The organism is Treponema sp. UBA753 (genome assembly GCF_002297325.1).
Taxonomy (GTDB): domain Bacteria; phylum Spirochaetota; class Spirochaetia; order Treponematales; family Treponemataceae; genus Treponema_D.
In genome coordinates, this window is sequence record NZ_DBKJ01000015.1 from 1 (window position 1) to 11520 (window position 11520).

Genomic DNA, 11520 nt, shown 5'->3' on the forward strand with positions numbered 1-11520 from the left:
CTTTCGCTTCAAGGCGGAAAATGTCCGCGCCGGTCTCATCTGCAATAAGGCCAGCCACATACTGAACATTCCCCAACGCCTTTCCGTCCACCACGACAAGACTGTTCTCCTCGTTCCGCGTAAGCCCCGAAGTCTTAGTGCTTTCAGGAACAGAAAAATAAACAACAAGCGGCTTTGCAGAAGCCGAAAAACACAGCGCGGCCGCCGCAATAAAAGCCAAAATCAGTTTTTTCATCATTCGTAACCTCTCTTGAAAGATTTCCGCCGAATCTCTTTATGCCTAGAATATAAACCAGGCAGAAAAATATTTAAAATACAAGTTTCTTTTAGCCAGTATAAGTTTTGATTATGGAGAAAGTCTTAATGTTTTTTTTATAGAAAATTCCGTTTTTCTATGCTATATTCAAAACAGAATTGGAGGAAAAAATGATTGTCGTTTCATATTCTGATTTTTTTGAAAATCCGGCAAAATTCAAGGACAGTGCCTCCCGATACGGACTAAAAGTCCTTCCGTCGGATTCAGAAAAAACTTGATTCGCTTAATGCCATCGCAGGATTGATTCCAAGTGAAATTGACGCTGAAAAAATCTTGACCGCACGGAAAACAGAAAAATCAGGCGTTTGATTCTCCAATGTCAGATTTTGAAGACGCAGTTCAGGCTTTCTGCGCAAAAAACGCCGGGACAAAAATCATTATCACAAGAAACATTCAGGACTACAGACTTTCTTCTGTCAAAGCCGTTATACCAAAAGAATTTTTAGATAAAGTGAATTTGCATTAGGGATTTTGCAAACCTGCGGTTCGCCGCGAGTTTTTGCTTTGCAAAAACTCGGTAGTGAGCGTAGCGAACGCACGTTAGGGATTGCAGCACCTGCAAAGCAGTTCCGGAACGAAGTTCAGGAATGAGCCGCGGTTAGACGGCGAAGTGCGAAAAGCCCGACCCGACATTTGCCGCCAAAGGCAATTATTCTGCGGAAGTTGAATCCGCCACGGATGGCGGATTAGGGGCAGAAAAAAATTGCAAGAAGCGAAGTTTCTTGTGCGGCAGGATGTCGGGGAACGCCCAAATAAAAAGCTATGCTGCTGTTTTCCTCACCTGATAGCCAATCAATGCGCTGAAGGTCGTCGTGCTTTACTCGTCCATTAGTCTGAAGTTCGAGATCTCACTGCTTCATAACTTCTTTTCCATTTTATTTTCAATATTTTTTATAAATCTGGCCGGATTGCCACCAACAATAGTCCTTGGTGCAACATCTTTTGTAACAATACTTCCTGCAGCAACAACTGCACCTTCGCCAACTGTAACTCCCTGCAAAATTTTTGCACCCTCACCAATCCAGGCGTTTTTCTTAATCACAATCGGCTTACATATAATTATCTGTAAATCATTCAAGTCATGATTAGCTGTAAGCATAGACACATTTGGTGCTATCATTGCACCATCTTCTATCGTAATACTTCCTGTTGATACCGTATTAAATCCCCAATTTATAAAAACATTTTCTCCAATATTGATTGTTGCACCCCTGTCAATATACACAGGTGTCAAAATATTTGATGATTCAGGAAGCCGACCTTCAAATAATTCATCAAATAACTTTCGTACCTTTTCATCATATGGCTCAAGCATATTTATACGATGGCACAATGTTCTACTACGCACCATTTCTGGACCGCAAATGCGTTTATACTCGTCATCAGTACGCATATTAATAGGTTCACCAGCTTTTGCTCTATCATAAATTGTCATAATAATTCCTTCTTTTTATGTGATGGGCGATTTTCTGCCGTCCAGTTTTTGGGGTTCGTGTCATCTGGTTTCAGCCCGGCAAGAATATCTTCATAATGAGAAACCTTGTCATCCATATATTTTACGGTAGATTTTGCCTTGTCCAGCTTTTTATAAGCTTCATCCCGCTGTTTTAAAATTATTTCATAACACGCCCGGATATTTTCTTTTGATTCTTCCAACAGGCACAAGCGGCAATATTCCTGAATGTCCTCAATTGATGCACCGCAGCCTTTTAAGCATTTAATACCTTGCATCCAGTTGACGGATTCCTCATTGAACACCCGGCGGTTGCCATTATCGCACTCGCAGGGCAGCAAGCCTTTGTCTGTATAGAAACGCAATGTATGCTCTGTAACATCGAACATTTTTGCCATTTGCTTAATCGTATAGTGCATAATTTTTTAAAATCCTCTTGACTTCGTGTTACACGAACTTATTAGAATAATATTAACACGAATCATTGAATGATTCAATTTTGATTTATGGAGGATTACATGGAATATCTAACGCTAAACAATAATCTTAAAATGCCGCTTGTGGGTTTTGGCACATTTATGCTGAATGGAGAAAGTTGCACCAATGCGGTTAAAAACGCAATAAAGACAGGCTATCGCATGATTGACACAGCAGAAGCCTACGGAAACGAAAAAGAAGCAGGAATGGGTATAAAGATGAATGGAATTGACCGCAAGGAAGTTTCTTGTTACAAAGGTGAATTTTAAGTCCTATGAAAATGCAGAACAGACGGTTATGCAGTCGCTTGCTAATTTGCAAACTGACTATATCGATTTGTTGCTTTTGCACTGTCCTTTTGCCAATTACTATGCGGCATGGCGTGTTTTGGAAAAGCTATATAATGAAGGAAAAATTCGGGCAATCGGCGTTTCCAACTTTGAGCCAGACCAGCTTCTTGATTTGATTGCCTACAACAATGTCGTTCCGGCTGTCAATCAAATTGAAACAAACCTTTACTGCCAGCGCAGCACGGAACGCAGTTGGATGGACAAAAAACAGGTTTCACACATGGCTTATGCGCCACTTGGTCAGGGAAACCGCAACGAAATGTTTAAAGAGCCTTTTGTGCTTACGCTCGCTGAAAAATACGGAAAAACTCCAGCACAAATATTGCTTCGCTTTCTGACACAAAAAGGCATTTCCGTTATTCCAAGAAGCACTCAACTAGAGCATAATCAAAGAAAATTTTGAGTTGTTTGATTTTACGCTGAATTCTGATGAAATGACACAACTTAGCTCACTAGATAAAAAAGAGCCAGTAATCGGAAAACCTGAAACTCCTGAACTGGTCGAATTTTCTTTGACTTGGTAAACTTGTTATTTGCGCGCACTTTTACGAGAATGCCCTTCCCTCTTCATTCTCGTAATAAGTTTTCAAATCGCCCCCCCAGCGCAGCTACCCCCCCCCGTCTGTCTATTCCGGCTTTTTATCGTGCAGCACAAATATCTTTATTCCTTCATCAGGGAATTTTTTCTTTTCGTATTCGATTACTGTCTGAATGTCGGTTTCGGCGGTTTCGGGGCAGTATGCGATTAGAATAAAGTTTGTTTCCGGCCAGGTTGTGCTTCCAAGTTTATAGGAGTTTTTTCCGCGGCCGTAAACTAGCGGAATCAGCGAATAGCAGAAGTTCGGGATTACGGCTTCCAGATTTTTTATGATTTCCTCGTGGACTGACTGGTTTGCGATTATTTCTATTCTTATCATTTTTCTTTCCTTTCTATAATTAGCAATTAGCAGATTGAGTTTTCTTTGCGTTTTCTTTCAGCATTGCCAAAAGCTCCGGCGCAACTTCATTTTTTTTCTGGCTGTCTTCTTTTTTGTTAAAAAGCGAATACAAAACTGGAATTATAAAAAGCGTTACAACCGTGCTTGATGTAAGTCCGCCGACTATGCACAGTCCGATTGGCTGCGTCATTGAGGAATTCGCGTCTCCAAAGAACGCCATCGGTATCATTCCAAGAATTGTCGTGAGCGTTGTCATAAGAACAGGGCGAAGGCGCGAGGCTCCGGCGCTTTCACACGCTTCAAGGACTTTTATTCCGCGGCGCACAAGAAGATTCGTCTGGTCAACAAGAATAATTCCGTTATTGACAACAATTCCTACAAGCATAACTACGCCGAGCATTGAAACCATGCTGAACGCCTGGTTTGTAACAAGGTGAATCAAAACAACGCCTACAATAAGGAACGGAAGCGTGAACATATTTATGAACGGGTCTTTGAACGACTCATAAGTTCCTGCCATTACGCCGAACACAAGGATTACGGCAAGGAAAACTACAATCAGAAGAATTTTCATTGTGCTCATCGTGTCTTTCCAGGAGCCTTCAAAAGAAACATTGACTTCTTCCGGGATTACCATATTTTCGTTTATTGCCTGCTTTATCTGGTTTTCAACTTCGCCTGCGCTAGAACCGGCTGTAATTCCTGCGGTAAGGTGGACTGTCCTTGTCTTGTCTTCACGGTTAATTGAGACAGGACCTGTTCCGCGCACAACCTGCGCAAAATTTGAAACAGCGTAGCGTCCGTTTGTTCCGTTCACATAGATTTTTTCAAGGTCTGGAATGTCGCCTCTGTCCTGGTCGTTAAGCAGAACAACCACGCTGTAATCATCTCCGTCTGCGCGGTAGGTTGTGGCGGTTTTTCCGTTTATGCTGTAGTTTATCTCGTTTGCAATTGAGCTTACGCTGATTCCGAATGACGAGGCGCGCGCACGGTCAATCTGAATTTCAACCTGCGGAAGTCCTTCCTCAATGTCAAGGCTTGGCTCTGTAGCTTCAGGAATTTTTTCTTTTATAAGGTCTTTTATCTGATTTCCTGTCTCAATAAGTTTTGCAAGACTGCTTCCAGAAAGAGCAATGTCAATGTCGCTTCCTGTCATCTGCTGCATTTTTCCGTCGTCAAAAGTGAACGTGGCTGTAGGGAAATCCTCAAAATGGCGGCGGAGCTTTTGCTTTACGCTGTCGGCATTGTCAATCTGCTTTGAGGCGTCAGGAAGGGTTATGCTTATAGAGCCTTTGTATGAAGTGTCGGAGCTTAAAGCCATTCCGCTGGAAGAGCCCACGCTTACAATAATGTTCTCGTAGCCTTTAATTTCGTCCTTTGCAATCTGGTAAAACTGCTCAAGGACGCTTTTTGTCTCGGAAAGTTTTGTTCCAAGCGGAAGCTCCACGTTCAGCCCAACTTCTGAATCATTGAAATTCGACATAAAGCTTACGCGCAGATGGCTGAAAAGCAAAAACGACGAGGCAAGAACTGTGAATGAGACAAGGACAGTTGCAAAGCGGTGATGAAGCGCAACCCTTAAAGCGGCGCGGTATCTGTCCCGAATCCAGTTGATTGCGTTTTCCACGGCAGAGTCGCATTTTTTAAGGAATTTGTTCTTTATAGGAACTTCAGCCCTGTTGTCAACTGGAAGAAATTTTCCGGCAAGAACCGGGACAAGGAACATTGCGACAACAAGAGATGAAAGCAGCGCGATTATAATTACAACCATAAGCGTTGTAAAAAGCTCGCCGAGCATATCGAGCTTTGACTTGTACACAAAGAACGGAATAAAAACGCAGATTGTTGTAAGGTTTCCGGAAATTACAGAGGACATTACTTCCTGAGTTCCGATTTCCGCAGAAACTTTCGCGCTCGTTCCCCTCATTCTGTATGAGTAAATATTTTCAAGGACAACGACAGAAGCGTCAACGACCATTCCGATTCCAAGAATAAGCCCGGTCATTGTAATCATGTTCAAGGTGATTCCGCTAAAGACCATCACAAGAATTGTAATCAACACGCTGAAAGGAATTGAAATCGCCATGATTACCGTGCTTTTTACGCTCCGCAGGAATAAAAAAAGAACAAGAACCGCAAGAACAAATCCTTCAAGAATTGACTTTACAAGAGAATTCAAAGTGTCGCGCACAGAAGTTGAGTCATCGGAAATTATGTCAAGGGAAACGCCTTCCGGCAGAATAGACTGAATTTCCTCGATTTTTTTATAAACCGCATTCGCAACGTTCACGGAATTGCTTCCGCTCTGCTTTTGAAGGCTTATGTAAACGCCCGGTTTTCCGTTTATAAAAACTTCGCTAGTCTGGTCTTTGTAGCCTAAAAAAGCCTCGCCAATGTCCGAAAGCTTTACGTCGTAGCCGTTTGCGCTTCCAACAACAGTGCCGTTTATCTCGTCAATTGAACTGAATTCGCCTGTCGTGCGCACCATATATTTTCTTGTGCCTTCGTAGACTGAGCCTCCGCCAACTTCAATATTCTGGCTTGCAAGCGTGCTTACAACAGAAGAAAGAGTTAATCCATAAGCGTCCAGCCTGTTCTGGCTAAGCTCGATTCTTACAATTGACTCCCGTCCGCCGCGCACCGTGGCCTGGGCAATTCCGGCTGTCTGCTCCAGACGGTCAGAAACCTCATCGTCGGCAAGTTTTCTTAATTCGTCTGCGGAACGGTTTCCGTTAAGAGCAAGCGTCATAATCGGCATTGCGCTTGAGTCAAACTTGAAAATCTGCGGAGAGTCCGCGTCATCCGGCAGGCTTCCTTTTACCATATCAAGCTTGTCGCGGATGTCGTTTATCGCGGTGTCGATGTTTGTTCCGTAATTGAATTCAAGCTTTATGAGCGAAGAGCCTTCCGAAGATTCAGAAGTCATCTCTTTCAGGTTGCTTACGCTTATAAGTCCGCTTTCAAGAACTTCTGTAACGGATTTTTCAACTGATTCAGGGCCAGCGTTGTCATAGCTTGTCATAACCATTGCGACCGGCATATCCATATCAGGCATCAAGTCAATCTGAATGTTTCCAAGCGTAAAGAACGCGACTATCGCGACAAGCGCGAAAACACAGATTGTCAGGACAGGATGCTCAAGAACTTTTTTTGAAACGCTCATAACCTATTCCCCCTGCTGCAAAGTTTTTTTGTTCACATCGCGGACTTCAGCTCCGTCTGAAAGGACCTGCATTCCGCTCACAACAATCCGCTCGTTTTCATTAAGTCCTGCTGTGATTTCAGTGCGCGCGTCAACAGTAACGCCCTCTTCAACCTCACGTTTTTCAACGGCCAGCTTTTCATTTTGATAAGAGGCAACATAGACGTATTTTTTTCCGCTTTCTGTAACAATGCAGTCCGACGGAATAGAAATTATGTTTTTGTGAAGAATTGTGTTCAGCTTTATGCGCACGTACATTCCGGCATTGATTCTTGAATCGTTTGTGTCAAAAAGAAAATAGACTTCCTTTGTGCGCGAAGTTTCGTCAACAATCGGGCTGATTCTAAAGATATGCGCCGGAAAAGTCTCGTTCTTGTACGCCTCAAGAGAAATTTCAGCAGTAAGATTATTTTTCAGGACTCCGATTTTTCCTTCCGGAACTTTTGACTCAATCTGCAAGTTTTTTATGTTTCCAATCCGCGCAATTTCTGTCGAGGTAGAAACAGTTGTTCCCGGAGTCAGCGGAAGAGACGTGATATAGCCTTCAATCGGAGCATAAACCGGGCTTTTTGCATAAACCGAGCCTGGAACAGAAGGGTCAACCTCAGCAATCACCTGCCCTTTTTTTACGTAAGAGCCAAGGGTAACAGGAACATTCACAAGTTTTCCTGCCATGTCCGGAAAGACAGAAATCGTGTTGTCGGCCTTTACGTTTCCGCTTAGCAAAAGATATTCCTGTAGGTCTGATTTTTGAACTGTTTCAAGCTGAACAGGATAGACAGTTTTTTCCGCAGGCGGAAGCTCCATTTTTCGTTTTGGAAGACAAGCGACAATTCCAAGAAGAACCATCGCGCCGGCTGTATAGCAAAGTCGTTGTTTTGTGATTTTCATTTTTTTCACCTCAAATATATTTAATTTTTGTTTTAATTTTTTTCTGATTCAAAAAAAGTTTCAGACGGAAGCGAAAGCATTTCCTGAAGCGACAGAACGTTTGACAAAAGCGCGTACTGTTCAGAGCGGAGCTGAAGTTTTGCCGAGCTTAGCTTGTCCAGCGCGTCCTGCAAGGAAAGCAGGTCTTTTGTTCCCCGCCTGTATGCGTCCTCTGTCATCTCGTAGGATTTTTGGGCAAGCTCCACGTTCATTTTCCGGGCGGCTATGTTTTTTTGCGAAAGCTCAATCGCCTCGAATTTTTCGGCGGCGGAAGTTTTTACAGTCTTTTTTAGATTTTCAAGCTGAACTTCATAATCTTTTATGTTGTCGTCAAGCGCGGCTATTTTTACAGAAGCAGAAGAGCCGGGAATCCAGCTGTCAACAGGAAGTGAGATTCCAGCCGAAACGCTCCAGCTTGGGTTTTCTGTTACGCTTTTTGAATTCTTGTCATAGGAATAAATTTCTGGCGAAACATCCGCGCTCAAATTCAGGCTTGGAAGCCTAAGAGAAGAATATGTCGCGTTTTTTGTGTAGCGCGCCGTCTCAAGATTTTTTTCAAGAATCTTTACTTCCGAAGAATTTTCCACGCACTTTTCAAGAACAGAGCGGTCGATTTTCAGAACACGCTCCGCATCATCAAGAGTTCCTTCAAGCTCGACTTTAGAATCTTGGTCAATTCCAATTGCATCAAGAAATTCTTTAAGCGCGTTTGAAAAATTTGTGCGCGCGCTGTCAACATCAGGCTTTGCGGTTTCCACGTTCACTTCCGCGCTCAACAAATCAAGCTGGGTTACAGTTCCGCGCGAATATTTTTCCTTTGCCTGCTCAAACTGCTTTTCGTAGCTTTCAAGAGTTTTCCGCGCATTTTCAAGCTGCTCTTTCAGATAAAGAATCCGGTAAAATTCAGTGCGGACAGAGCTTTCGGTCTTGCGGACAGTTTCATCATAGGAAATCTCCCCTGCCTCATAAGAAGAACGCAGAGCCTTTATTGAAGAAGCAATTCCGGCATCAAGCGAAAGAGAAGCAGAAAAAGAAAGAGTTCCATTCACAATGTCTGAATCAGAGTCCTTCCAGGATTTTTTTTCGGAAGCGGCGGCTCCGGCAGAAACAGACGGCAGAACCTTGTTCCACGAATTCTTATACTCACGCTTTGCCTGCCCGCGCGAAATTTCGGAACGTTTTATGTCAACATGAGATTCCAAAGCCTTCTCAACAGCTTTGTCCGCCGTAAGAACAAGTTTTTCCTCTGCAAAAATAGCGAATGAAAACAAGGAAAAAATCCCTAAAAAAACAATTTTTCTATAAAGAGCCAAAATCGACCTCCAATAAGTTCATGCAGTGTTTTACTGTAGCATACTACATACAAAACGATATTAACTGTAGCAAGTTACAGTTAATTGCTAAATTTACTTTAAAAAATTGTTCTTGCGTTATAAAATATGACTGATGAACGACAGCCACAAAAACGACATTGGATTTCTTTTTAAGAAAATTGATGAGAAACTTGAAAAACAGGTGAATGCAAATTTAAACTCGCTCGGAATAACGTTTGCGCAGCTAAGAGTCCTGATTTTTGTCCACGAGGCGAAAAACCAGCAGACGACACAGAAAGAAATTGAAACATTTCTTGAAGTCTCGCACCCGACGACAAACGGAATAATCAAGCGCCTGGAAGAAAAACACCTTGTAAAAACGGAAATGACATTGAAAAACGGCCGAATGTCAAAAAATGTCGCCATAACAGAAAAAGGAATGGAACTCTGCTCAAAAAACGAGGCGGACAAAAATCTGCTTGAAGACAAGTTCACCGAATGGCTTTCAGAAGACGGAAAAAGCACGCTTAGAGAGTTTCTTTTAAAAATATACGAAAAATTGTGCTAGGAGTTGGTAAGAGGCAGAAAAATATACCCAGTATGTTGGGGAAATATAGTGACTATGTTTTAAAATAAAGTAACTATATTTGGAAATATAGTTACTTTATTCGGGCAACTTAGTTACTTTATTTTTTATGATTTTCTAGACAAAGCGTCATTGCCTATGCTTAATAATTACTCATACTTCTTGAAATTTTCTGCCTGGTCAAAAACTTCCTTAAAGACTTCTTCGCGAGGGACCGGAGGATAGCCGTTTTCATCAAGCAGAATCCGTAAATCTGCCTTCATTTCAGCCTTTACATCCAGACGGTGATTCCAGTCCGTATATTTTACATTCTGGGCAACAAGAAGCTTGACCTTTTTTGCAAGCTCAATCATTTTTTCTTTTGGATACTGATTCTCAAAATTAAAGCGTTTGGCGCAGCTTACAAGAATATCGTAAAACGCTTTTTCCTCAAAATCAATTCCCATAACCTCAAAGGATTTTTTATCTTCCATCATATCGGCAAAAAGCTGATTCAATTGTTCTGCAACATCATCAAGGACCTTGCTTGCAAAATCTTCGTCATTGAAACGATTGTTGTAAGCGATAATCAGACTGTTCAAGCGTTCAGAAAATTCCGTCGCCTTTATTTTGTTCGTTTTCTTATATTCACCGATTGCCTGCTTTAAAAGCTGCTCAAGTATTTTGATTTTTGTATTTGGAAGCGGAAGCCTGTTAATTTTTTCAAGATATTCAGAACTGAACAAATCAAAGTTTGCATTTCTTCCGACCTGAAAAAGTTCCTCCACACCGTCAGATTTTATCGCTTCCTGAATCAGTTTTGAAACGTGGCTATTCATCGTGGCAATATCAGGAGCATCGCCTTTTGTAAGTTTAAAAAGAACCGCGCGGACTGCAATATAAAAATTAATCTGATTTTTTTCATCGACGGAAAATGACTCGCTTGTAGAGCAAAGGTTAAACGCCTTTTTCATTTTGCGAGCAGCTTCCATAAAACGCTTTTCCAAATCTTCAGTAAGCTGAACATACTCAACAGCCTTGTTCAAGGTTTCAAGCTGCTGAAACGGAGTTCCATTATAATACAACGACGCGTTAAACTTGTTGAACATTGCATTGACAACGCTCAATTGGTCTTTCACAATTACAACAGCTTTTTCAGAGTCTTCAAATTCTTCCTGTTCGCCGTCAGTATATTTTTTCAAGGCTTCATTCATTGCCTTTTTGATTCCGATGTAATCGACAACGAGTCCTTTCTCTTTTCCTTTGTAAGTTCTGTTTACGCGGCTGATTGTCTGAATCAATGTATGTTTTTGAATCGGTTTAAAAATATAGATTGTATCAAGACAAGGAACATCAAAGCCTGTAAGCCACATATCGCAGACAATTGCAATCTTAAAATTAGATTTTTCATTTTTGAACTGGCGGTCAAGCTCTTTGCGGTATTCATGATTTCCAAGAAGCTCAAAAAGTCCTTTTGTGTCTTTCGCCTTGTTCTCGGTCATCACCATTTTAACTTTTTCGATTGGTTTTAGTTCCTTTTTTTCTTTTTCAGAAACGAGCGCATCATCTGAGCAAAGTCTTTTTTCATTCCACTGCGGACGCAGGCGAACAAGTTCCTTCCATAAATCAAAAGCAACTTCGCGGGAAGAACAGACAAACATTGCCTTTCCAAGGACAGTGGCACCTTCACGGACGCGGGTTTCATAATGATTTATAAAATCCTCAGCAACGGCTTTGATAACATCAGGGTCGCGCAAAATCGCCTCAAGATTCGTAACAGCCTTTTTGCTCTGCTCAATCTGATTTTCATTTGCCCCGTCTTCTGCACACTGCGCATAATAATTTTCAATTTCAAGAATTTTTTTATGGTCAAGGAAAACTTTTGCAGCCCGTCCTTCATAAACAAGATTCACGGTTATTCCGTCGGCAACAGATTCTTTCATCGTGTAAGTGTCTACAATTTCGCCAAAAACTTT

General features: G+C 41.9%; 12 protein-coding genes. 4 read left to right on the top strand and 8 right to left on the bottom strand.

What is annotated here, in order from left to right:
* Positions 1–238: hypothetical protein (locus tag B4C08_RS00855; RefSeq protein ID WP_296662162.1), on the bottom strand; the 238-nt coding region annotated here is incomplete at its 3' end.
* A 394-nt stretch (positions 239–632) separates the two neighbouring features.
* Between B4C08_RS00855 and B4C08_RS00860 the strand changes: the two genes are divergently transcribed.
* Positions 633–782 carry a hypothetical protein gene (locus B4C08_RS00860; RefSeq protein ID WP_296662163.1) on the top strand — a complete coding sequence of 50 codons (150 nt, stop codon included), beginning with the start codon at positions 633–635 and terminating at the stop codon, positions 780–782.
* 390 nt (positions 783–1172) lie between these two features.
* Here B4C08_RS00860 and B4C08_RS00865 read toward each other — a convergent pair whose 3' ends face one another.
* On the bottom strand, positions 1173–1751 hold the full coding sequence (locus B4C08_RS00865; RefSeq protein WP_296662164.1) for a DapH/DapD/GlmU-related protein: 579 nt from the start codon (positions 1749–1751) through the stop codon (positions 1173–1175).
* Positions 1748–2188, bottom strand: coding sequence for a MerR family transcriptional regulator (locus B4C08_RS00870; RefSeq protein WP_296662165.1), 441 nt, complete (start codon positions 2186–2188; stop codon positions 1748–1750). The genes B4C08_RS00865 and B4C08_RS00870 overlap by 4 nt, the downstream gene beginning before the upstream one ends.
* Before the next feature lie 99 nt (positions 2189–2287).
* Between B4C08_RS00870 and B4C08_RS00875 the strand changes: the two genes are divergently transcribed.
* Positions 2288–2515: an aldo/keto reductase gene (locus B4C08_RS00875; protein ID WP_296662166.1), complete on the top strand. Its 228-nt coding sequence runs from the start codon at positions 2288–2290 to the stop codon at positions 2513–2515.
* Positions 2469–2999 (top strand): aldo/keto reductase, encoded by a 531-nt coding sequence (locus B4C08_RS00880; protein WP_296662167.1) that lies wholly within the window; start codon positions 2469–2471, stop codon positions 2997–2999. Before B4C08_RS00875 ends, B4C08_RS00880 begins: the two co-directional genes overlap by 47 nt.
* Positions 3000–3222: 223 nt before the next feature.
* Here B4C08_RS00880 and B4C08_RS00885 read toward each other — a convergent pair whose 3' ends face one another.
* The 4 genes from B4C08_RS00885 to B4C08_RS00900 are packed head-to-tail and all read right to left on the bottom strand — an operon-like array spanning position 3223 to position 8979.
* On the bottom strand, positions 3223–3513 hold the full coding sequence (locus B4C08_RS00885) for a PG0541 family transporter-associated protein (protein ID WP_296662168.1): 291 nt from the start codon (positions 3511–3513) through the stop codon (positions 3223–3225).
* 19 nt (positions 3514–3532) lie between these two features.
* Positions 3533–6697, bottom strand: a complete 3165-nt coding sequence (locus B4C08_RS00890) for an efflux RND transporter permease subunit (RefSeq protein ID WP_296662169.1) — start codon at positions 6695–6697, stop codon at positions 3533–3535.
* Between the two features lie 3 nt (positions 6698–6700).
* The gene (locus B4C08_RS00895; protein WP_296662170.1) at positions 6701–7627 is read right to left on the bottom strand and encodes an efflux RND transporter periplasmic adaptor subunit; all 927 of its coding nucleotides are present in this window, start codon (positions 7625–7627) and stop codon (positions 6701–6703) included.
* 32 nt (positions 7628–7659) lie between these two features.
* Positions 7660–8979, bottom strand: a complete 1320-nt coding sequence (locus B4C08_RS00900; protein WP_296662171.1) for a TolC family protein — start codon at positions 8977–8979, stop codon at positions 7660–7662.
* A 133-nt stretch (positions 8980–9112) separates the two neighbouring features.
* Here B4C08_RS00900 and B4C08_RS00905 point away from each other — a divergent pair, with 133 nt between their 5' ends.
* Positions 9113–9547 carry a MarR family winged helix-turn-helix transcriptional regulator gene (locus B4C08_RS00905; RefSeq protein WP_296662172.1) on the top strand — a complete coding sequence of 145 codons (435 nt, stop codon included), beginning with the start codon at positions 9113–9115 and terminating at the stop codon, positions 9545–9547.
* Positions 9548–9714: 167 nt separating this feature from the next.
* Here the strand turns inward: B4C08_RS00905 and B4C08_RS00910 are convergent.
* The coding region (locus B4C08_RS00910) for a type I restriction enzyme endonuclease domain-containing protein (protein WP_296662173.1) at positions 9715–11520 on the bottom strand (1806 nt) is incomplete at its 5' end.